At 56.7% G+C, this 22,550-nt stretch carries 16 protein-coding genes; 12 read left to right on the forward strand and 4 right to left on the reverse strand.

What is annotated here, in order from left to right:
• Positions 1-194 precede the first annotated feature (194 nt).
• From J122_RS16025 to dnaA, 3 genes are read right to left on the reverse strand one after another with little or no spacing between them, the layout of a single operon-like run.
• A complete protein-coding gene (locus J122_RS16025) occupies positions 195-1,466 on the reverse strand; it encodes an ABC1 kinase family protein (protein WP_061333174.1) in 1,272 nt (423 codons plus the stop codon).
• Positions 1,467-1,484: 18 nt separating this feature from the next.
• Positions 1,485-2,588, reverse strand: coding sequence for a DNA polymerase III subunit beta (gene dnaN / locus J122_RS16030; protein ID WP_058090925.1), 1,104 nt, complete (start codon positions 2,586-2,588; stop codon positions 1,485-1,487).
• Between the two features lie 55 nt (positions 2,589-2,643).
• Positions 2,644-4,110: a chromosomal replication initiator protein DnaA gene (gene dnaA, locus J122_RS16035; protein ID WP_061333175.1), complete on the reverse strand. Its 1,467-nt coding sequence runs from the start codon at positions 4,108-4,110 to the stop codon at positions 2,644-2,646.
• Positions 4,111-4,752: 642 nt separating this feature from the next.
• Between dnaA and rpmH the strand changes: the two genes are divergently transcribed.
• The 7 genes from rpmH to J122_RS16060 all read left to right on the forward strand — a co-directional run bounded on the left by rpmH (position 4,753) and on the right by J122_RS16060 (position 11,943).
• Entirely contained in the window at positions 4,753-4,887 is a 135-nt protein-coding gene (gene rpmH, locus J122_RS21260) for a 50S ribosomal protein L34 (RefSeq protein ID WP_008172542.1), read from the forward strand.
• Positions 4,888-4,902: 15 nt separating this feature from the next.
• Positions 4,903-5,301, forward strand: a complete 399-nt coding sequence (gene rnpA / locus J122_RS21265; RefSeq protein WP_072675874.1) for a ribonuclease P protein component — start codon at positions 4,903-4,905, stop codon at positions 5,299-5,301.
• Entirely contained in the window at positions 5,301-5,555 is a 255-nt protein-coding gene (gene yidD, locus J122_RS21270) for a membrane protein insertion efficiency factor YidD (RefSeq protein ID WP_082780614.1), read from the forward strand. The genes rnpA and yidD overlap by 1 nt, the downstream gene beginning before the upstream one ends.
• A gap of 5 nt (positions 5,556-5,560) precedes the next feature.
• Positions 5,561-7,255: a membrane protein insertase YidC gene (gene yidC / locus J122_RS16045; RefSeq protein ID WP_061333177.1), complete on the forward strand. Its 1,695-nt coding sequence runs from the start codon at positions 5,561-5,563 to the stop codon at positions 7,253-7,255.
• Between the two features lie 73 nt (positions 7,256-7,328).
• Positions 7,329-8,699 carry a tRNA uridine-5-carboxymethylaminomethyl(34) synthesis GTPase MnmE gene (mnmE, locus tag J122_RS16050; RefSeq protein ID WP_061333178.1) on the forward strand — a complete coding sequence of 457 codons (1,371 nt, stop codon included), beginning with the start codon at positions 7,329-7,331 and terminating at the stop codon, positions 8,697-8,699.
• 119 nt (positions 8,700-8,818) lie between these two features.
• Positions 8,819-11,011 (forward strand): TonB-dependent receptor domain-containing protein, encoded by a 2,193-nt coding sequence (locus J122_RS16055; protein ID WP_061333179.1) that lies wholly within the window; start codon positions 8,819-8,821, stop codon positions 11,009-11,011.
• Between the two features lie 182 nt (positions 11,012-11,193).
• Complete coding sequence (locus J122_RS16060; RefSeq protein ID WP_061333180.1) at positions 11,194-11,943, forward strand: substrate-binding periplasmic protein; 750 nt, start codon at positions 11,194-11,196, stop codon at positions 11,941-11,943.
• A 67-nt stretch (positions 11,944-12,010) separates the two neighbouring features.
• Here J122_RS16060 and J122_RS16065 read toward each other — a convergent pair whose 3' ends face one another.
• Positions 12,011-13,831, reverse strand: coding sequence for an acyl-CoA dehydrogenase C-terminal domain-containing protein (locus J122_RS16065; RefSeq protein WP_061333181.1), 1,821 nt, complete (start codon positions 13,829-13,831; stop codon positions 12,011-12,013).
• Positions 13,832-14,129: 298 nt separating this feature from the next.
• On the opposite strand from J122_RS16065, the gene J122_RS16070 reads away from it, so the two are divergent.
• The 5 genes from J122_RS16070 to mnmG all read left to right on the forward strand — a co-directional run bounded on the left by J122_RS16070 (position 14,130) and on the right by mnmG (position 22,550).
• Positions 14,130-14,645, forward strand: coding sequence for a DUF3833 domain-containing protein (locus tag J122_RS16070; RefSeq protein ID WP_264753584.1), 516 nt, complete (start codon positions 14,130-14,132; stop codon positions 14,643-14,645).
• 29 nt (positions 14,646-14,674) lie between these two features.
• Complete coding sequence (locus tag J122_RS16075) at positions 14,675-15,769, forward strand: efflux RND transporter periplasmic adaptor subunit (RefSeq protein WP_061333183.1); 1,095 nt, start codon at positions 14,675-14,677, stop codon at positions 15,767-15,769.
• A gap of 3 nt (positions 15,770-15,772) precedes the next feature.
• On the forward strand, positions 15,773-18,919 hold the full coding sequence (locus J122_RS16080) for an efflux RND transporter permease subunit (RefSeq protein ID WP_061333184.1): 3,147 nt from the start codon (positions 15,773-15,775) through the stop codon (positions 18,917-18,919).
• A gap of 97 nt (positions 18,920-19,016) precedes the next feature.
• Positions 19,017-20,312, forward strand: a complete 1,296-nt coding sequence (locus J122_RS16085) for an MFS transporter (RefSeq protein ID WP_061333185.1) — start codon at positions 19,017-19,019, stop codon at positions 20,310-20,312.
• 351 nt (positions 20,313-20,663) lie between these two features.
• Positions 20,664-22,550 carry a tRNA uridine-5-carboxymethylaminomethyl(34) synthesis enzyme MnmG gene (gene mnmG / locus J122_RS16090; RefSeq protein ID WP_061333186.1) on the forward strand — a complete coding sequence of 629 codons (1,887 nt, stop codon included), beginning with the start codon at positions 20,664-20,666 and terminating at the stop codon, positions 22,548-22,550.

The raw sequence follows: 22,550 nt of genomic DNA on the forward strand, positions 1-22,550 counted from the left end.
CCCTTGCCGTCCGGCTAGTGGTTCCCCTTGCCGGGCCCACAGGGGACTTGCACCCCCAAGTCATCCGGCCAGCACCACCTGTACCGGAACAGCGCCCGTCAAGGCGCTACGCGCCATGCCTGGCGCACCAAAAAAAAGGCAATGCCGGAACGCGACATTGCCTTAGTGTACAAGATGCGTGGCGGCGACGCTCGTCAATGAAGCATGGTCAACCGCTCATCCATAAACACATCCATCTCCGGTGCGAGAATATGCACATACCGATCAAAATAGAGGAACTGTTTCAGCAACAGCGCAAATTCCCGCGGAAAGTGCAGGCCATGACTTTCGCCCACCTTCACCATATCCATAAGAATGTTGTTGACGTCATCTTCCGCCTGACCCATTTCATAGGGAACGTCGTCCGGAACCATTCGATCCATCTGACGATACAGGCGTTGCAGATCGGCAGAGAGCTCATCCACCCTTACCGTGCGACGGGTGACACCAATCCGGATCATGGCATCAGCCATACCGTCGAAGTTACCGACCATGATCGCGGAGATGAAATCGCTCACCGCCTGCCAGGTGTCCGGCCTGATGCGCCCGACAATACCAAAATCGATAAACCCGACGCGCCCGTCCTTCAGCACCATCAGGTTGCCAGCATGCACATCCGCGTGGAAAAACTCACACTGGGTCAGGCTGGCGAACCAGGTGTTCATGGCGGTAATCAGGGTACGTTCGGGATCCTTCGAAAAACCGCGAATGCTTTCGAGATCCGTCAGCGGAACGCCATAGAAACGTTCCATGGTCAGGATCCTGCGAGTACTACATTGCTCATATACCCGGGGCACGGTCGCGTCGTCGTTATGGGTATTCAGCAAGAATTCCCGGAACACCTTCAGATTATTGGCTTCCTTGATGAAGTCACATTCTTCCATCATGGTCTGCTGAATTTCTTCAACAATGCCAGACAGGGATGTCCACGACAGCTTCGGCGCCAGGGTTTCCAGAATCCGCGCCGACAGGTACAGAAAGTTCAGGTCCGTCAGCAGAATATTTTCCACGCCAGGCTTCTGAACCTTGATAACCACGTCTTCGCCAGTCACCAGTTTCGCCGCATGAACCTGCGCAATAGATGCCGACGCCAGAGCCACCGGATCGATTTCCGAGTACACCTGATCAATCGGCCGCCCGAGTTCCTCACGAATAATGCGCTTGATCACGCCAAATGGAAGACTGGGGGTTTTATCAAGACAATACTGAAACTCTTCCACGTACTCTTTTGGAAAGAACGTGGGGGAGCTCGCTATAAACTGACCAAGCTTGATATAGGTGGCCCCAAGATTCTCAAACGTCTGGCGCAGCAGTTTCGGGGTAGGGGGGCGATCGCCCCGAACCCAGTTCAGACCGGTACGGCCAAGCACCGACAGTGTTTGACCAACCCTGAAAGCACCTTTGATTCCGTTCGTTACGGCACCCATTAAATTCCTCCGGAAAGGTTACAGCCGCATCGGCATGACCACATACAGGCAGCTGTTATCGTTCTCTGCTTCGATCAATGCGCTGCTGTTGGGATTGGACAGGGTAATCTTCACCTGCGCCTCATCCAGCGCATTCATCACGTCAATCAGATAACCTACATTAAAACCGATCTGAAGGGATTCGCCCTGATAGTCCACCGGCAGCGCATCTTCGGCCTGTTCCTGGTCCGGGTTGTTGGCGAACACCTGCAGCTCTCCCGGCGCCAGGTTCAGGCGCACACCGCGGATATTCTCATGAGACAGAATACCGGCCCGCTGCAAGGTGTTCTTCAGCGTTGCCCTGTCAGCGAGCACCACCTTATCGCCACCCCTGGGGATAACCCGGTTGTAATCCGGGAACTTGCCTTCAATCAGCTTGGAAGTGAAGGTATACGCACCCACCGTCGCACGCAGATGATTGTCGCCAATCACCAGGGTCACCGGCGATTCCACGTCGTCCAGCAGGCGGGCGAGCTCCAACACGCCTTTTCTCGGCACAATCACCTGCCGGGGTTCCGGGCACCCGGTCTGCAGATCGGAATGTGCCATCGCCAGGCGGTGACCATCGGTTGCTACTACCCGTACATGGCCGCTGTCGACTTCCAGTAGCAGACCATTGAGGTAATAACGAACATCCTGCTGTGCCATGGCAAACGCCGTCGCGTCCAGCATGCGACCGAGTTCTTTCTGCGGAAGCTCCAGGCGGAAGCTTTCCGGCTCGTCTTCCACATTGGGGAAGTGCTCGGCCGGCAGGGTCGACAAGGTAAAATGGGAGTTGCCTGCACGCACGTGCAGACGGTCGCCTTCAAGCGCCAGATCAATCGGGGCTTCGTCACCCAGTGCCCGACAGATATCAGACAGCTTCCTGGCCGGTACCGTGATCCTGCCCGGTTGGTCCACGTGGACCGGCGTAACCCGCCCGACCAGCTCAACTTCCATATTGGTACCGGTGAGTGTCAATGTGTTGTCTTCAGCTTCCAGCAACACGTTGGACAAAACCGGCATGGTCTGTTTCTTTTCCACAACGCCAGCAATGCTTTGCAGAGGAGTAAGAAGGGATTCACGGCTTATGGTCAGTTTCATGGCACTCGGCTTCAGTTGTCGGAAGTGAATGTTGTTGGTTGATCGCCACCCGGGGTCAGGTGGTCAGCAATCGCATAAAGTTCTGGTAGTCCTCGCGGATTCCAGGGTCCGTTTCCTGGAGTTCCACAATCTTCTTACAAGCATGCAACACCGTGGTGTGGTCACGGCCACCAAAGGCGTCGCCGATTTCTGGCAGGCTGTGATTGGTCAACTCCTTGGCCAGGGACATGGCCACCTGACGGGGCCGGGTCACCGTCCGGGTGCGGCGTTTGGACAATAGATCGGCCACCTTGATCTTGTAGTACTCCGCCACCGTGCGCTGGATGTTATCGATACTGACCTGCTTTTCATGCAGCGCCAGCAGATCCTTCAGGCTTTCCCGGATAAATGGAGGGGTAATCTCAGACCCGGTGAAGTGAGCATTCGCTATCACCAAACGAAGCGCGCCTTCTAACTCTCGAACGTTTGATCGAATCTTCTGAGCAATAAAGAATGCCGCCTCGCTGCTCAGTTTCACATTAGCCTGCTCGGCCTTTTTCATCAGAATCGCCACCCGGGTTTCCAGCTCCGGCGGCTCCACCATTACCGTCAGACCCCAGCCAAACCTGGATTTCAATCGCTCTTCCATATCGACGATTTCTTTCGGAAACCGATCACAGGTCACGATGACCTGCTGGCCACCTTCAAGCAGCGCATTAAAGGTATGGAAAAATTCTTCCTGTGAGCGCTCTTTCCGGGCGAAGAACTGAATATCGTCAATCAGCAACGCATCCACAGATCGATAGTAACGTTTGAACTCGTTGATGGCGTTCAGCTGCAGAGCCTTGACCATATCCGCAACAAACCGTTCAGATCGAAGGTAAGCGACTTTCGCCTTGGGATTACGGCGGACGATTTCATTACCGATGGCATGCATCAGGTGGGTTTTACCAAGACCGACACCGCCGTACAGGAACAGCGGGTTATAGGCTCCGCCGGGGTTCTCAGCCACCTGCATTGAGGCCGCGCGGGCCAGCTGGTTGGACTTACCCTCAACAAAGGTCTCGAAGGTGAAAGTCTCATTCAGAAAGCTCTGGTGCTTGATGTCACCTTCCACTTGAACCGGACGGCGCTCGCCATTGATTTTCTGCGCACTGCGGCTAACACCGGCAGAGGTAGAACCCGCGACAGTTGCCGCGACACTCTTCTCTTCCTCGGTTACCCGCTGCCCGATTTCGTCTGCCAGACTAGCCGGCTTCCGCTCAGCCACCGAGCGCACCACCGGTTCACTTTCCCGGGGCGCCGACCCTACTTTCATCTGAACCCGCGGCGCCTGGCCACCGTTGAGGTCCTTCAGAACTTCCTCTATACGGCGCAGATACTTTTCATTAACCCAGTCCATCACAAAACGGTTCGGCGCAAACAGCATCAGCTGGCCCTCTCGGAGATCCGACTGGAGGGGTCTCAACCAGGTATTGAACTGTTGCGCGGGAAACTCATCCCGGAGTACTTCAAGACATTGATGCCACATACTGTTAGGCACGACCGCCTGCTCCCGAAACCTGACTGTTCTCACATCGGAAAAGGCTTTTCCCGACGCTCAAGGTGACCCCGGATTCTACCCCGCCGTGGCCCACAGTAAAAGGCCAACAATCACTGTCATAAACAGCCTGTGGAAACATTTCTCCTCATCTTTCAGAAAGTTCCAGACCTATCTACAGGCTTGTGTACAGAAATGCCCTGAAAAAAAGTTACCCACAGGTCCTTGTGCACAGACCGCCCCCAACCCTGTGTGAAAGCCTTGGACCAAACCATGAATAACTCGGGCCTTCCTCGAAACACCGGGTTATTCACAATTCCACACCCTCTCGTCCACAGAGCTTACGGCCACCTGTCACCGTACTTGTCATTAATTCAAGCATTTGTTGTTGAAGGAAAAAACAGACTTTCCCACAGATATCAAGGTGCCTAATAACAGTAATAAATAATCTTTGAAAGAATTTAAAAAAGACCTATAGATTTTATTAGTCAGGCCTTCGGCTTGTACCCATACCGAAAAATTCACTTCCCCGATGCACAGTCATTGAACTTGCTAGCAGATTTGACTAGAATGCCGCTCCTGTTTTGGCTGTCTATTTTCCAGCCAACGACCAATGTCCATTGACGAATTTGTGAGAACATCACCATGAAAAGAACATTCCAACCGAGCGTCCTGAAGCGCAAGCGTGTTCACGGCTTCCGTGCCCGTATGGCGACTGCTAACGGCCGTAAGGTAATCTCTCGTCGCCGTGCCAAGGGCCGCGCACGCCTGTCAGCGTAACCTGATGTTTGCCTCATGAAGGCCTTGACGTTTCCGAAGTCACACAGACTGTTGCGGCCTTCGGACTACAGCAAGGTCTTCGATGATGTGCAGCTGAAAGTTCCGCACAGGAATTTTCTGATCCTGGCAGCTCCAAATAATCTGGGCCACGCCAGGGTCGGACTCATTTTCTCCAAAAAGAATCTCAAACTGGCGGTCCAGAGAAATCGGATAAAACGCCAGGTTCGAGAAACTTTCAGGCATCAGACGGATCTACCGGACCTCGACATTATTGTTCTTGGTCGGCAAGGACTCGCTCAACTGGATAACGCCTCAGTCATATCGTCGCTTAACGATCTTTGGCGCCGTCTCAGAAAGAAGTACCATCAGTCCTCAGTTGATCAAACGACTGTGAATTCAAAAGGTACGGGTTAATGCGACAGATTCTGTTACTGCCTATCCGGTTCTATCAGTACGCTATCAGTCCCATGATGGCCAGCCATTGCCGGCATTTCCCAACCTGCTCCCAGTACGCGGTTGAAGCTATTCAACACCACGGAGCAGCCAAAGGCTCGTATCTGGCAACCCGCCGATTATTAAGGTGTCATCCCTGGGCCGAAGGCGGTTATGATCCCGTACCGGGCACAGAGACCCAATATTCTCCGACCAACACTCAAACCAGAAACTAACGTTTATGGATATTCAACGCATCGTTTTGTTTGCCGGCCTGGCTATTGTCAGTTATCTGATGGTGCTTGCCTGGAATGAGGACTACAACCAGCCCCGTACTGAACAGGTCACCCAGGTAGAAACCTCGGGGTCGGACGGATCTGTTGATGACATGGTTCTGCCGGAAAGTGCTTCCCGGACAGACGATGAGTTTGTCACGCCGGAAACCGGCGAACTCCGGTCCACCTCCTCTGACGGCGAACAAAGTGTCGGCGACCAGTTCATCACGGTAGTGACCGACGTACTGGAACTGACCATCGACCGTGTTGGTGGCAATGTCATTGCCAGTTCCCTGCTTCAGTACGATGAATCGCTCGACAGCGAACAACCCCTGACTCTTCTGACCAACACCCAGAACCGTACCTATATTCTGGAAAGTGGCTTGATCGGGCGCAACGGCCCCGATGGTCGCAGTGCCGGTCAGGCACCGGTTTACCAGGCAGAAGCATCCCGTTTCGAGCTGACCGATGGCCAGGATGAACTGATCATTGACCTAAAACTGACCACAGACGATGGCGTTGATATCACCAAACGCTACCGTCTTGCCCGGGACAGCTATGAGATTGATATCCGTTACCTGATCAACAACCAGTCCGATACCGACTGGCAAGGTAACTTCACCGGCAAAATCGTAAGGGACGAGGCTCCTGACCCAACCTCCCAGACCACTATGGGTATCAAGGCCTACCTTGGCCTGGTCATCAGCACGCCTGACGATCCCTATGAAAAATACGATTTCAGCGACCTGGGCAAACAACGGGTTAACGAACCGGTCACTAATGGCTGGCTGGCGTTCCTGCAGCACTACTTCATTACCGCCTGGGTTCCGGACCGTGATAAAACAGCCCAGTTCCAGACCACCCGCCGGGATCAGTTGCATGTGATGGGTTTTGTCTATCCAGCAACCGCGGTTGCCCCCGGGCAGACTGTTGAGGTAGGTGCCACTGCTTACGTGGGCCCCAAAATCATTGATCGTCTGGAAGCCCTGGCTCCTAACCTGGACCGTACCGTTGACTTTGGCTGGCTGTTCTTCATCTCCCTGCCGCTGTTCTACATCCTGGAATGGTTCTATGGCCTGGTGGGTAACTGGGGTGTGGCCATTATTCTGCTGACCGTTCTGGTAAAAGCCGTGTTCTTCCACCTGTCAGCAACCAGCTATCGCTCCATGGCAAAAATGCGGGCCGTCGCGCCACAACTCACGCGCCTGAAAGAACTCTATGGTGACGATCGCCAGCGGATGTCCCAGGAGATGATGGCCCTGTACAAGCGGGAAAAGATCAATCCGCTGGGTGGCTGTTTGCCGATACTGGTACAGATGCCGGTGTTCATTTCGCTCTATTGGGTACTGTTCGAGAGTGTGCAGCTGCGCCATGCGCCGTTCATGTTGTGGATAAACGATCTGTCCCAGATGGATCCGTACTTTATCCTGCCAATTCTGATGGGCATCAGTATGTTCATCCAGATGAGCCTGAACCCGACACCACCAGACCCCATGCAGGCGAAGATCATGAAGCTGATGCCACCAGTCTTTACGGTGTTCTTCCTGTGGTTCCCGGCTGGTCTGGTACTGTACTGGCTGGTGAACAACATTCTTTCGATCTCCCAGCAGTGGTACATTACCCGCAAGATTGAAGTGGAAATGGCAGGCAAGAAACACTGAGTGATCAGTTGCACTGACCTGACAAAGGCTCCCCTGTGGAGCCTTTGTCATTTCTAATCAGGATAAACACACCATGCAGGCAACCACAGACACCATCGCAGCCATTGCCACCGCACCAGGCCAGGCGGGTGTGGGTATTGTTCGGGTTTCAGGGCCAAAAGCCGTTGAGATTGCCCGGAACATGCTCGGTTTTGAGCCCCGGCCCCGCTACGCCCATTATGGACCTTTTCACGATAGCCGGGGCGAACTGATCGACGAGGGCATCGGGCTGTATTTTCCGAACCCTCATTCGTTCACCGGTGAAGACGTGTTTGAGCTGCAGGGGCACGGCGGTACCGTGATCCTCGATATGCTGTTGCGGGAAGTCTGTAGTCAGGGCGCCCGTCTGGCACGGCCTGGTGAGTTTTCTGAGCGGGCGTTTCTGAATGACAAACTCGACCTGGCCCAGGCTGAAGCCATTGCCGACCTGATTGAAAGCAGCTCAGAGCAGGCAGCCCGTTGCGCCGTGCGCTCCATGCAAGGTGTGTTTTCCAGACGGATTGATGAACTGGTCGATGCGGTTACCCACTTGCGTATCTACGTGGAAGCGGCCATCGACTTTCCGGAGGAAGAAATCGATTTTCTCGCCGACGGCAAAGTGGCGGTTGATCTGCAAGGCCTGTTGCAACAGGTGGAACAGATCCTGTCGGAAGCCCAGCAGGGCACCATTCTGCGGGATGGCATGAAGGTGGTGATCGCCGGTCGTCCCAATGCCGGAAAATCCAGCCTGCTCAATGCCCTGGCCGGCCGCGAAGCGGCCATTGTCACCGCCATTGAAGGCACCACCCGGGATGTCCTGCGGGAACATATCCACATTGATGGCATGCCGTTGCACATCATCGACACCGCCGGCCTCCGGGACAGCCCGGACGAGGTGGAACAGATCGGTATTGCCCGGGCCTGGGATGAAATACGCCAGGCGGATCGCATTCTGTTGATGGTGGATGCCACCACCACCGATAAAACCGAACCCCATGAAATCTGGCCAGATTTTATTGACCAGCTCCCGGCCAGTGCCCCGGTCACGGTTATCCGTAACAAAGTGGATTTGTCGGGTGAGCCGGTGGGCATCAGTGCCGAACCCCACCAGACCGCGCCGGTTATTCGCCTGGCGGCCAAAGGGTCGGAAGGCCTGGACACCCTCCGTACGCACCTCAAGGAATGCATTGGCTTTGCCAGTACCACCGAAGGCGGCTTTCTGGCCCGCCGACGCCACCTGGATGCCCTGGAACGCGCTCGGGATTCCCTTCTTCAGGGACAGACCCAACTGGAAGGCTATGGCGCCGGGGAACTCCTGGCTGAGGATCTTCGGGCGGCCCAGGACGCCTTGGGTGAAATCACCGGCCATCTCACGCCCGATGACCTGCTGGGCAAGATCTTCAGCAGCTTTTGCATCGGCAAGTAGCCCCGGTCAAGGGTTCCATCTTCCGGGACACATCGTCCCGGTTAAATCGTTGTAATTATCAAATGAGAAATAATATCATTCGCTCCTGATTTTCAGTCTTGATCTTCAAGGAGTGACTCATGGTATTCAGGCCCTCAATTCTGGCCGCGTCTGTTGCGGCTGTTAGCAGCACCTTTTCTCTACACAGTGTTGCCCAACCGACGCAACTGGATGAGCTGGTTGTTTCGGCATCGGGCTTTGAGCAGAAGGTGACCGATGCTCCGGCCAGCATCAGTGTGATCAGCCAGCAGAACCTGCAACAAAGCCAGTTCTCCAATCTGGCGGAAGCCCTGGAAACCGTGGAAGGCGTGGATGTACGCCAGAGCACCGGCAAGACCGGTGGGCTGAACATCAGTATTCGAGGCCTACCGAGTGAATATACCCTGATACTGATTGACGGCCGCCGCCAGAATCCTCCGGGCAACGTCACTCCCAATGGCTTTGGTGATACCTCCACCAGCTTCATTCCGCCTTTGTCGGCGATTGAACGTATCGAAGTAATCCGCGGGCCCATGTCAACGCTATACGGTTCCGATGCCATTGGTGGCGTGGTGAATATCATTACCAAGAAGGTGTCCGATGAGTGGATTGGCTCGGTCACGCTCGAGCACACCTTCCAGCAACACCGGGAATACGGCGATAACGGTAAAGCCAGTTTCTACACCAGTGGACCGCTGATCGACAATCTGCTCGGGCTTGCGGTACGCGGCAGCGTGTTTGATCGATCGGCGGCGGATCTGAGTTTCGACGACGGTAGCGAGGCGCCCAAGCGGGGTGTTGCACCGGTGGATGGTCGTAACCATAACCTTGGTGCAAGGTTGACGCTGGTGCCGGTTCAGGGCCATGAGTTCTATCTGGATGCCGAACAGGGGCGCCAGGTGTACAACAATGACAGTTGCCAACTGGGTACCCTGGATGGGCAGAACCGGGCCTGCAACGCTGACACCAACACCGCCAATGGCTATCGGGACGAGCTACGGTTCAACCGTGACCAGATTGCCCTGGGCCATGCCAGCCAGCTGGGCTTTGGCACCTGGAGCAGTGATCTGACGTACAACGTGACCGAAACCAAAGGCCGGACCATTCCGGGTACCATAGGTACGCCTTACGATGCGCCCTATCAGAATCTGATTGGTGGCCAGGATCGCAAGCTGGAATCGGAAGATACCGTGTTTGATACCCGGTTGGTTGCGCCCGTCACCGCCAACCACATCGTGACGCTGGGGGCACAGTACCGTGATACCCGACTGGAAGACAGCGTTGCCAACACCACCTTCAAACAGGAATCCTGGGCGGTGTTTGCCGAGGATGAATGGTATCTGAGAGACGATCTGGCCCTGACGCTGGGAGGGCGTTACGAAGATCATGACGCTTTCTCCGGCCATTTTACGCCCCGGGCTTATCTGGTGTGGAACACGTCACCCAGCTGGACCCTCAAGGGTGGTGTCAGTCAGGGTTATAAAACCCCTGACATCAATGATTTGCACAATGGCATCAACGGTGTCACCAGCCAGGGTGAGGTGCTGACCATAGGCACACCGGACCTGGAACCGGAAAAAAGCACCAACTACGAGGTAGGCGCCTACTTTGACAACCTGCAAGGTTTCAAAGCCAACGCCACGGTATTCTTCACCCAGTTCAAGGACAAGATCGACAGCGGAGCGCCGGTGACCATCAGTGGTGACCCTAGGATTCCGGACGGCACCTACGACCAGCTGGATAACATCGGCAAGGCTGAGACCCGGGGTATCGAGCTGGCGTCCAGCTGGCGCTTTGCTCCGGACTGGAGTATTCGCGGCAACTATACCTATACCGACACTGAGCAGAAGAGTGGTGACAACAAAGGGGCACCTTTGACCAACACGCCGGAGCATGTGGTGCATGCGCGCCTGAACTGGCAGGCGTCTCCGCAGCTGGATCTATGGTTGTCCGGCGAATACCGAGGTGAGCGTACCCGCTACCTGAAGAACCGTGAGAATTTCACCGCAGAAGAAGCAGCGGTGTTTGACCAGGTGGGTGACCTGAGCGCCTATGCGCTCTTCCACCTGGGCGGCGCTTACCAGGCCAGCGAGCGGGTAAAACTCACCGCCACCGTTTACAACCTGTTCGACAAGGAGTTCCTGTCTGGCAGTGAGTACTCGTATGTGGATAACAATGGCAACCAGGTGGATGCCTGGGCTTCGGATTATGTGTATATCTTCCGTGGCATGGCCAGCGGCGGAACGGTAGAAGAAGGTCGCCGTTTGTGGCTCTCCGCAACCGTCGATTTCTGAGTTATCCACAGTTATCCACAACCCCAGGCCGCCGGCATTCGCCCGGCGGCCTGACGAATTCCCTTACGAAAACAAACAGTTTAGTTGTAAAACAACGTCAAAGCGTCGGGTAAACTCCGCCTACGTCTATTGGTGCCGCCAGTTTGGCGGTTTCATGCCATTCGAGTTAAAGGAGATAACCTGTGCGTAACCTGCTGTGCGTTACTGCGGTCGTTTTTGCCCTGTTTACGGCATCATTGCCGGCCGTGGCGTCTGAGCGTATCTATATCTATACCGAGAACTTCCCTCCCTACAACATGAGTGCCACGGGGCGTGCCTTCGAGCATAACGAAGATGGCATTGATGGTCTGTGCACAGAAATGGTCAAGGCCATTCTCGAGCACTCCGGGCTGGATTACGTGATCAAGCTGCGCAACTGGGATTTTGGCTATAACCGTGCGCTGAACAAGAAGAATCATGGCATCTACTGCACCACCTACACGGAAAACCGGGCTTCCCAGTTCAAATGGGTAGGGCCACTGACCACCAACCTGTGGACCATTTTTGCACCCCCCGGTACGGACTTGCAGATTGACAGCCTGGAAGATACCCGAGGCATGCTGTACGCCGGATACCGTGGTGATGTGATGACCGAGTACCTGCTGGAGCGCGATTTCCGGGTATCGGCCATGGACAGCGATGACCTTAACCCCAAACGTCTGGAACTGGGCCAGGTTGACCTGTGGATTGCAGACCGGCTGGCAGGACCTTACTTCGCCTCCCAACAGGACGTTGAAGGCCTGGAACCGGTGTTTTCGTTCAATAACACCGAACTGTACCTGGCGATGAACCTCGAGACTTCAGAGGAAGTGATTCGCAAGCTACGCCAGGGACTGGAGACCATTCGCAACAACGGGATGTACGAGGCCATAGAGACCAAGTGGGGGCTGTGAGCGGCGGTTACTGCTGATACAAAGAAAAAGTCCCGGGCAAGGCCCGGGACATAAAGTTACCGGGTAATCACCCGGTAAAGGCCATATTTTCCGGCTCCACCTGCATCAGGTTGCGAGTCGGGCTGAGCATGCTGGTGGCGTGGGCCTGGGCCCGTGGCAGCAGACGCTCGTAGTAGAACTCGGCGGTTGCCAACTTGGTCTGGTAGAAGGCGTCGGATTCGTCGCCGCTATTTTCCAGCTTGTCGGCGGCCACCGCAGACTGGCGCAACCACATATAGGCCATGGTGACGTAACCGCTGTACATCAGGAAGTCGTGGGCCGCAGCACTGACTACGTCGCGGTCTTTGCGGGCCGCCAGCATCACCCGGACAGTCAGCAGGTTCCACTGGGCCGTCAGTTTCAGCAGCTCGATGGCCATTGGGCGCAGCTGTTTGTTGGTCAGGTGCTTGCGGGCGAAGTTGGCAATCTTCAGGGTGAATTCCCTGACTGCGCCGCCCTGGGTCATCAGCAACACCTTGCGGCCCAGCAGGTCCAGTGCCTGGATGCCGGTGGTGCCCTCGTAAAGCGTGGCAATGCGGGTATCACGAACGATCTGTTCCATGCCGTGCTCGCGGATGTATCCGTGGCCACCGAACACCTGCACACCCAGATTAGCGGCTTCGTTGCCCAGCTCGGTCAGGAAACCTTTCAAGATCGGGGTCAGGAAACCCAGTTTGTCGTCGTATTTTTCGGCGTTTTCGGCGTCGCCCACGGTGTGTGCCTCAACCATATGGTCGGCCAGCCTGGCAGAGTAATACAGCATGGCGCGGCCACCTTCGGCGATGGCTTTCTGTGTCAGCAGCATGCGCCTTACATCCGCGTGGTGAATCAGGCTGTCGGCCACCTGGTCTGGCTCTTTCTTGCCAGACAGCGCGCGCATGGAACGGCGCTCTTTGGCGTAGTCCAGCGCCCACTGGTACGACAGTTCAGCCGGGCCAACGCCCTGAATGGCAGTGCCGATACGGGCCGTGTTCATAAAGGTGAACATGCACTCCAGGCCCTCATTTTCCGGGCCGATCAGGTAGCCGGTGGCGCCGTCGAAGTTCATCACGCAGGTGGCCGAGGCCTTGATGCCCATTTTCTTTTCCAGGCTGCCGCAGTTCACGCCATTGCGTTCGCCCACGCTGCCATCCGCAGCCGGCAGGAACTTGGGCACGATAAACAGGCTGATGCCACGGGTACCCTTGGGCGCATCCGGCAGGCGCGCCAACACAATGTGGACAATGTTCTCGGTCAGATCGTGCTCACCGGAGGAAATGAAAATCTTGGTGCCGGTCAGCTTGTAGCTGCCGTCCGCCTGTGGTTCGGCCTTGGTCTTCACCTGGCCCAGGTCGGTGCCGCATTGGGGCTCGGTCAGGCACATGGTGCCGCCCCAGCGGCCCTCGGTCAGAGGCACCAGGTAAGTCTGTTTCTGGTCTTCCGAGCCGTGCAGGAAGATGGTGTTCATGGCACCGAGTGACAGCCCCGGATACATGGAGAACGACCAGTTGGCGGTGCCCATCATTTCCTGTTTGAACAGACCCATGGACGCCGGCAGGCCCTGGCCGCCATATTCTTCCGGGGCTGACAACCCCTGCCAGCCGCCCATCACGTACTGGTTGTAGGCATCTTTGTAGCCTTTGGGCGTGGTGACTTCGCCGTTTTCCAGGCGGCAGCCTTCTTCATCACCGCTCTGGTAGATTGGGCTCAGCACTTCCTCACAGAAGCGCCCGCACTCGGTCAGAATGGCGTCTACAATATCCGGTGTTGCGTTCTCTCCAGAGGCCAGGGTCTGGTAGTGGCCCGGGTAGTCGAATACGTCGTTCAGCAGAAATTTCATGTCACGCAATGGCGCTTTGTACACTGGCATAACCCATCCTCACAGTCTGTTATCGCAATCCGGTCGGGCCCGAGGCCCGTTATGACTGCTGTTTTACGGCATTCACTTGCGGCTGCCATTGACGGAAAGCGCTTGTCTGCATGTCAGAATGGACAATTGGCTCAAATGACGCATTTCATATCTGCCTGATCGGATCTTGCTCCTGGCCCGTAAATCACAACTCGACGACGCCTTAGCCAAGGCCATCTAGCGGAGTGTAAAAGTCATGCAAAACAGGGAAATTCGACTTAAAGCCGGTGGTGTCTGGTCAGTTGCTCTTATACTGTTGATGGTATCTGTGCTGGCAGGCTGTGCTGGCCCTTCACTGGACGATTATCGCGACGCACAACCGGAGCTGATCCCCCGGGAATTTTTCCAGGGCGAACTTTCTGCCCGTGGAGTAGTCAAGAACTTCTCCGGTAAGGTCATTCGTACCTTTGACGCCGATATTGTGGCCACCTGGAGCGATGAGGGCGTTGGCACCCTGGATGAAGTATTCCGGTTCGACGACGGAGAGGTTCAAACCCGGGTCTGGACGCTGACCCCGGCCGGCGACAGCTACCATGCCGAGGCTGGCGACGTAGTCAAACCCGGCACCATGCGCTGGCAGGGCAACGCCATCCATATGAATTATGTACTAAGGGTGTCATACGGCGATGGCACCATAGACGTCCGGATGGACGACTGGATGTACCTGATCACACCAGACACCCTGATCAACCAGACCACTATGAGCAAATGGGGTGTCGAGGTTGGTGAGGTGGTGCTGGTTATCCAGAAACTGGGGTACGGGGACGACTCGTAACATTTATATCTGAAAGGTTAGCAAAACCCATGTGGAAACAATGGCTGATCGCTGTGGTTCTGGTTGCGGTGGTAGCTGCAGGGGCTGGTATTTACCTGAACCTGGAGTCAGGAGACAGTGGCCAGAGCGGTGGCGAGGCTCAGGCCAGTGCCGTCAATGTGGTAACACCGGAACGGCAACGGGTTCGTGACACCGTTGGCGCCGTGGCAAATCTGCGAGCCCTGAACTCGGTAGAGTTGACCACTGAGGTGAGCGGTCGAGTGATGGAACTGAATCTGCAGCCAGGCGCTGCGGTAGCCCAAGGGGCTGTTCTGCTCCGGTTGGATGATCGCCAGGCCCGGGCTGACCTTGCCGTTATTGAGGCACAGCTGGCTGATGCCCGGCGCCAGTATGAACGGGCCCAGAGGCTGCGAGCCAATAACAGTATCTCTCAGTCCCAGGTCGATGAACTCAGAACCGCCGTCGACGTTGCCATTGCTCAGCGAGAGGCTGCGAGGGTCCGGTTACAGAACCATCGGATCGAAGCGCCGTTCGCCGGTGTGGTCGGGCTTTCGGATATCAGCGTTGGGGCATTTCTCCAGGCAGGCACCACCATCACCACCCTGGATACCAATGACAAGATGGAACTGAACTTCGCTGTTCCCGAGCGATTCATTGGTCAGGTCAGGATTGGGCAACGAGTTCGGGCTACCTCCCCTGCGTTTCCGGGCGAAGTTTTTGAGGGGGAGCTGATAGAACTGGCTACCCGGATCAATGAGCTGAGCCGGACACTGTCTGTTCGGGCATTGATCGACAACTCTGAGGGCCGCCTGCGACCCGGCCAATTCATGTCCGCGTCTCTGACGTTGCAGGAACGAGAAGGCCTGGTCATACCGGAACAGGCGGTCATGATCCGGGGTGATCAGAAATATGTATTTGTGGCAGAAGATGGTGTTGCCCGCCGGGTGTCGGTGCGCACGGGCTCGCGAATGCCTGGCCTGGTTGAGGTGGTGGAAGGCCTGGAGGTCGAGGACCAGGTGGTGGTCACCGGCCAGGATCGCCTGAGTACCGGTGACCGGCTCAGGCTGCTGGAGTCTGATCTGGCAATACCGGATAACCGGTTTATTTCCAGCCGGGAGTCCTGATCTATGGTCCTCTCCGATATTTCCATCAAGCGCCCGGTATTCGCTACGGTTCTCAGCCTGCTGATTGTGGTGTTCGGGGTGGCGGCACTGATGGAACTGCCCGTTCGGGAGTATCCTGACATTGACCCACCCATTGTGTCGGTGTCCACCGACTACACTGGTGCTGCGGCTGAAGTGGTCGATACCCAGATCACCCAGGTGATTGAAGGTGCGATCAGTGGCATTGAGGGTATTCGTTCCATCGAGTCATCCACTGAGCAAGGTGAATCCCGAACGTCCATCGAATTCAACACTTCTCGCGATATCGATGTTGCAGCGAACGATGTCCGCGATGCAGTTGCCCGTGTGGCCAACCAGTTACCCGATGAAGCAGATGCCCCCAGGGTTCGTAAGGCGGACTCCGATGCCCGGCCGATGATGTGGGTAACGCTGCTCAGTGATGTATGGGACAGCGCAGAACTCAGCGATTTCGCCGATCGGGTGCTGGTCGACCGGTTGTCGGTGCTCGATGGTGTAGCCGATGTTCGAATTGGTGGCGAGCGCCGATACGCCATTCGGGTGTGGCTCGACCGGGAGCGCCTGGCGGCCAGAAACATCACGGTGGCGGAGGTAGAGCGCGCACTCCGGGACAACAACGTTGAATTACCGGCGGGGCAGGTGGATTCGTCTACCCGCAACTTCACGGTAAGGGCGGAAGGTCGCTTGTCCAGTGTTGAAGAGTTCCGCAACCTGGTGGTGCGCCGTGACGGCAATGATTTGCTGCGGTTGGGCGAAGTCGCCAATATCCAGATGGGTGTGGAATCTGACATCAGTCGGTTGCGGGCCAACGGGAAAACCGCCATTGGCCTGGGCATTATCCGGCAATCCAAAGCCAATACCGTGGCGGTATCGGATGCGGTGCGTGCCGAACTTGAGCGGATTCGGGACACGCTTCCACCGGAAGTCTCACTTGCGGAAAGCTACGACGAATCCATCTTTATCCGTGCCTCCATCAAAGAGGTGTTGATCACCCTGGGCATCGCCGTGTCTCTGGTGATTCTGGTGATTTTCCTGTTCCTGAGATCCTGGCGGGCCACGTTGATACCGGCCGTGACCATACCGGTGGCGGTGATCGGGGCGTTTATCGGCCTGGGTTTCCTGGGGTTTTCCATCAACGTGCTTACGTTGCTGGCGATTATCCTTGCCATCGGCCTGGTGGTGGATGATGCCATCGTGATGCTGGAAAACATCCAGCGGCGCATTGATGAAGGAGAACCACCGCTGTTGGCAGCCTATCGCGGTGCCAAGCAGGTGGCTTTCGCGATCATTGCCACCACACTGACACTGATTGCTGTGTTCGTGCCCATTTCGTTTATGGGCGGCAACGTTGGCCGGCTGTTCGCCGAGTTTGGCTTCACCCTGGCGGCTGCCGTGATCTTTTCAAGCCTGGTTGCGCTGACGCTGGCCCCGATGCTGTGCTCGAAATGGCTCCAGCACAGCCCGGAATCCGAAGAAGGCCACCGCCTGTGGGCATTCAGCGAGAAAGTGCTCAATGGCCTGACCAATGGCTATAAAAAACTGCTGACATTCTCCCTGAATCAGCCGGGTTTGTTGTTGGGCCTGGGTGTGGCTGGCCTGATCATCGCCACCGTCATTTTCCCGCGCCTGCCGCAGGAACTTGCGCCTACGGAAGACCGGGGGGTAATCATCATGCCCACCAGCGCCCCGAGGGGGTCGACCGTTGAATACACCGACCACTTTGTCCGCCAGGCGGAGACGCAATTACTGCCGTACCTGGACGAAGGCATTGCTGCCCGCTTCCTGTCGATTGTCGGTTTCCGGGAGGAAGAAGATAACGCCTTTATGATCATGGGCCTGACCCATTGGGATAACCGCGACATCAAACAGCAGCAGGTAACCAGTGACATCCGGCAGAAGCTGGCGGATATTTCCGGTGTACGGATTAACGTGATCAACCCGCCGGGCCTTGGCCAGCGAGGCTTCAATCAGCCTGTTGAATTTGTGGTGGCCGGGCCGGATTACGAATCGGTACAGGCCTGGAGTGAAGAGATCGTCGAACGGGCGAAAGAGAACCCGAACCTGATCAATGTGGATACCGATTTTGAGCTGACCCGGCCGGAGCTGCGGTTGAATATTGATCGGGACAGGGCGGCGGACCTGGACATTACCGTTCAGGATGTTGGTCTGACCCTGCAAACCATGCTGGCTTCCCGGAATGTGACCACCTATGTGGATCGGGGTCGCGAGTACGATGTCATCATTCAGGCTGACGACGCCAACAGGGCAACGCCGGGGGATCTTGAGCAGATCTTTCTGCGGCCGCGAGAGGGCGGCGAGCTGATTCCAATCAAGGCTCTGGTATCGGTGGAAGAAATCGGCGCCAATCCGGATCTGCGGCGTATTGATCGACTGCCGGCGGTGGTTATCAGTGCTTCCCTGGCGGATGGTTACGATCTGGGCTCGGCGCTGACCTACTTGAATAATCTGGCTGTGGATAACCTGCCGCCGGAGGCCCGGCTCAGCTACAAGGGCCTGTCCCGGGAGTTTCAGGATTCGTCCGCCGCTATCTATCTGACCTTCGGCCTGGCGTTTATCATCGTGTTCCTGGTGCTGGCGGCCCAGTTCGAGAGCTGGATTCACCCGTTGATCATCATGTTGTCCGTGCCGCTGGCCGTGACCGGGGCGCTCATTGCGTTGGCCTGGTCTGGGATCAGTCTGAACATTTACAGCCAGATCGGCATTATCATGTTGCTTGGGTTGATGGCCAAGAACGGCATATTGATTGTGGAGTTTGCCAACCAGTTGCGGGACAAGGGTTACGAGGTGCGAGACGCGATTCTTGAGGGTGCCACCCTGCGTTTCCGTCCTGTTTTGATGACCACTATTTCCACAGTGTTCGGCGCCGTACCACTGGTCATTGCTACCGGCGCCGGTGCGGAAAGCCGGGCGGCCATCGGTATGGTGATTCTCGGTGGGCTGGTGTTCGCCACGACGCTGACGCTGTTCATCATTCCGGTGTTGTACAACCTCCTGGCGCGATTCGCCAAGTCGTCCAACGCGGTGGAAAAGGAGCTGGAGCGCCTGGCGTCCGGGTCCGCCGGAGGGTCCGGATTGGCGGCAAACCCCGGCAAGCGGGCTGACGACTTCTGAACCAGGGGCGGCCGGGTGTTATCCGGCCGCCCCTCTGGTATAACAGGCTTTTTAGCCTTAGAAGCGTCGACAAACTTGTGCCAGGGAAGCAGCTCGTATGGGTCAACACAGTCAGTTCCGGTTATTGGGCCAACGGCGGTTTTTGCCGTTCTACCTGACCCAGTTCTCCGGCGCCTTTAACGACAACCTCTACAAAAACGCCCTGTTGCTTCTGATTACCTTTCAGGCCGGTGGTCTGATGGGGTTGTCTGTGAATGTGGTGGTCAACATCGCTGCGTTCCTGTTCATCCTGCCGTTCTTCCTGTTTTCCGGTATCGCCGGCCAGATGGCTGACCGCTATGAAAAGGCCGTGATCATCCGCAACGTTAAAGCCGCGGAAATTGGCATCATGCTGGTGGCCGCCACGGGCCTCTGGTTTGGCTGGTACGAGTTGCTGCTGGTGTTGTTGTTCCTGATGGGGGTGCAGTCCACCTTCTTCGGTCCGGTCAAGTATTCGATTCTGCCCCGAGTGCTGACCGATGACGAACTGGTTGGCGGCAATGGCCTGGTCAGCATGGGCACCTTTGTCGCGATCTTGCTGGGCACCATTGCTGCGGGCTTGATCATGGGGGCTGACCAGGCGGCGAAAGTCACCGCCGTTGGTGTGGTGGTAATGGCGGTGCTCGGATATCTTGCGGCCCGGCAAGTACCCAATACCCGGGATGAATCGCCAGGTGTTCGGGTCCGGTTCCGGCCGCTGCTGGAAACCTGGCGGCTGATGTCGGTGGCGGCGGAACGTCGCCAGGTACTGTGGGCGATTCTGGCCATCTCCTGGTTCTGGTTTCTGGGCGCCGCCTACCTGACCCAGTTCCCCAACTTCGCCAAAACCTGGCTGGCCGGGGATGAAACCGTGGTTACCCTGTTGCTGGCGATGTTTATCGTGGGTATTTCCATCGGCTCCATGCTGTGTGAGCGGCTGACCAAACACCGGATCACCCTGTCGCCGGTACCCTGGGGGGCGCTGGGCCTGACGCTGCTGGGCATCGACCTGTTCTTCGCGGTACCCGCAGACCCCAGCCCCTCTACCTGGCTGAGTCTGATCACCGAGCCTGTGTATATCCGGGTATTGCTGGATCTGGTGGGGATTGGCATCTGTGGCGGGCTGTTTATCGTGCCCCTGTACGCCTTTATCCAGCACGAAACCCCGGATCACAAGCGGGCGCGCATCATCGCTGCCCTGAACGTGATCAACTCCCTGTTCATGGTGTGCAGTGCCCTGGCAGGCATCGTGGTTCTGGGTGTGTTTGAGCTGGGAATCCCCGGGTTTTTCCTGATGTTGTCACTGACTAACGGGTTGGTGTGGGTGAGTGTGTTGGGGCTGAGGCGCCGGGCCGAAAAATCTGTGGATAATTAATTGGAAAACCTACGGATAAGCCCGGAATAAAACTTTTTATTGCTATAAAAAACAGATAGTTGCCATCATTTTTAAGCGTTGAAAAAGTGATCAGGTATGTGGATAACTTTCTTGAAAACTTTTCTGAGAAGCTGCTGACAACTGACTGAAAAGCAAAAAGTTTCGGTTTTTACCTAGCCTAAGCCCCGGGTTTATCCACCGGAATTCTGGGCTCCCGCCGCCGGGATGCTTTTCGCCGGGGCGATATCTGGTTAAAATTTGCACATTCAGACTGCAATTTCGCCGGCGAGGCGTTATACTCGCCGCCCTGTTTTCATACCCTTTTTTAAAGCCCGATTTCCGAGGTGTAGTGTGGAGTTTCCGACCCGTTTCGATGTCATTGTCATTGGTGGTGGCCATGCCGGTACTGAAGCCGCCCTGGCAGCCGCGCGCATGGGTTCGCAAACCCTGCTGCTGACCCACAACATTGAGACTCTGGGGCAGATGTCCTGTAACCCCGCCATCGGGGGGATCGGCAAGAGCCACCTGGTGAAGGAAATCGACGCCTTGGGCGGGGCCATGGCCCGGGCTACCGATAAAGCCGGTATCCAGTTTCGTGTGCTGAACAGCCGTAAGGGCCCGGCGGTGCGTGCCACCCGCGCCCAGGCTGACCGGATTCTGTACAAGGCGGCGATTCGCCATACCCTGGAAAACCAGCCCAACCTGACCCTGTTCCAGCAGGCCGCCGATGACCTGATTGTGGAAAACGACCAGGTGGTGGGCGTGGTTACCCAGACCGGTATTCGCTTCAACGCCAAAACCGTCGTGCTGACCACCGGTACCTTCCTCGGCGGCGTTATCCACATCGGTATGCAGCACCACGCCGGTGGCCGCGCCGGCGATGCGCCGGCCAATGCGCTGGCCAAACGCCTGCGGGAGTTGCCGTTCAACGTTGGCCGCCTGAAAACCGGTACCCCGCCGCGCATCGATGCCCGTACCGTGGATTTTTCAGTGATGCAGCAGCAGTGGGGCGACGACCCGACACCGGTGATGTCTTTCATCGGCAGCCGTGACGAGCACCCTGAGCAAATCTGTTGTTATGTCACCCGCACCACCGAAGAAACCCACGACATTATCCGCAGTGGTTTTGACCGCTCGCCCATGTTCGCCGGTAATATCGAGGGCGTGGGCCCGCGCTACTGCCCGTCCATTGAAGACAAGGTCAACCGCTTCGCCGACAAGGATTCGCACCAGATTTTTGTCGAGCCCGAGGGCCTGACCACCAACGAGTTGTACCCGAACGGCATTTCCACCAGCCTGCCGTTTGATATCCAGCTCAAGGCCGTGCGCTCCATTCCCGGTTTTGAAAACGCCCACATCCTGCGCCCGGGTTATGCCATCGAGTATGACTACCTGAACCCCCAGGATCTGCGCCATACCCTGGAAACCAAATTTATCCAGGGCCTGTACTTCGCTGGCCAGATCAACGGCACCACCGGCTATGAAGAAGCCGGCGCCCAGGGCTTGCTGGCGGGCATCAACGCCGCCTTGCGAGCTCAGGAGAAAGCCGAATGGTATCCGCGCCGGGACGAAGCCTACCTCGGCGTACTGGTGGACGACCTGATCACCATGGGGACCAGCGAGCCCTACCGCATGTTCACCAGCCGTGCCGAATACCGGCTGATCCTGCGGGAAGACAACGCCGACCTGCGCCTGACTGAAACCGGCCGCAAGCTGGGGCTGGTGGACGACGAACGCTGGCAGAAGTTCAGTGACAAGTGCGAAGGCATCACCAAAGAGCGCAGCCGCCTGGAAAGCACCCGCATTCACCCGAACACCGAGGCCGGTGAACGTGCCAATGGCTACCTGAAACAGCCGATGACCCGGGACCAGTCCCTGGCCGAGCTGCTGCGCCGCCCGGAAATCGCCTATCAGCACATTGCCGAGATCGGTGCCGATCAGGCAGACGATCCGAATGTGGCTGAGCAGGTAGAGATCGAGATCAAGTACGAAGGCTACATCTCCCGCCAGGCCGATGAAATCGAGCGCCTGCGCCGGAATGAGAACACCGCATTGCCGGTGGATCTGGACTATGAGGTGATTGGGGGCTTGTCGAACGAGATCAAGCAGAAGCTGCAAACCGTAAGACCGGAAACCGTCGCCCAGGCCTCACGCATCCAGGGTGTCACGCCGGCCGCGGTGAGCCAGATTCTGGTGCACCTGAAAAAGCGGGACCTGCTGAGAAAGCAGAGCGCCTGA

The sequence above is a fragment of the Marinobacter excellens LAMA 842 genome (genome assembly GCF_001574445.1).
Taxonomy (GTDB): Bacteria; Pseudomonadota; Gammaproteobacteria; order Pseudomonadales; family Oleiphilaceae; genus Marinobacter; species Marinobacter shengliensis.

What these genes read in the sequence shown, in the direction of transcription:
- mnmE (WP_061333178.1), top strand. Translation starts at nt 7,329, where the DNA reads ATGCAGGCAACCACAGACACCATCGCAGCCATTGCCACCGCACCAGGC.
- J122_RS16070 (WP_264753584.1), top strand. Translation starts at nt 14,130, where the DNA reads ATGGTATCTGTGCTGGCAGGCTGTGCTGGCCCTTCACTGGACGATTAT.
- J122_RS16085 (WP_061333185.1), top strand. Translation starts at nt 19,017, where the DNA reads ATGGGTCAACACAGTCAGTTCCGGTTATTGGGCCAACGGCGGTTTTTG.
- dnaN (WP_058090925.1), bottom strand. Translation starts at nt 2,588, where the DNA reads ATGAAACTGACCATAAGCCGTGAATCCCTTCTTACTCCTCTGCAAAGC.
- J122_RS16075 (WP_061333183.1), top strand. Translation starts at nt 14,675, where the DNA reads ATGTGGAAACAATGGCTGATCGCTGTGGTTCTGGTTGCGGTGGTAGCT.
- yidD (WP_082780614.1), top strand. Translation starts at nt 5,301, where the DNA reads ATGCGACAGATTCTGTTACTGCCTATCCGGTTCTATCAGTACGCTATC.
- J122_RS16080 (WP_061333184.1), top strand. Translation starts at nt 15,773, where the DNA reads ATGGTCCTCTCCGATATTTCCATCAAGCGCCCGGTATTCGCTACGGTT.
- J122_RS16055 (WP_061333179.1), top strand. Translation starts at nt 8,819, where the DNA reads ATGGTATTCAGGCCCTCAATTCTGGCCGCGTCTGTTGCGGCTGTTAGC.
- rnpA (WP_072675874.1), top strand. Translation starts at nt 4,903, where the DNA reads ATGAAGGCCTTGACGTTTCCGAAGTCACACAGACTGTTGCGGCCTTCG.
- rpmH (WP_008172542.1), top strand. Translation starts at nt 4,753, where the DNA reads ATGAAAAGAACATTCCAACCGAGCGTCCTGAAGCGCAAGCGTGTTCAC.
- yidC (WP_061333177.1), top strand. Translation starts at nt 5,561, where the DNA reads ATGGATATTCAACGCATCGTTTTGTTTGCCGGCCTGGCTATTGTCAGT.
- J122_RS16065 (WP_061333181.1), bottom strand. Translation starts at nt 13,831, where the DNA reads ATGCCAGTGTACAAAGCGCCATTGCGTGACATGAAATTTCTGCTGAAC.
- J122_RS16025 (WP_061333174.1), bottom strand. Translation starts at nt 1,466, where the DNA reads ATGGGTGCCGTAACGAACGGAATCAAAGGTGCTTTCAGGGTTGGTCAA.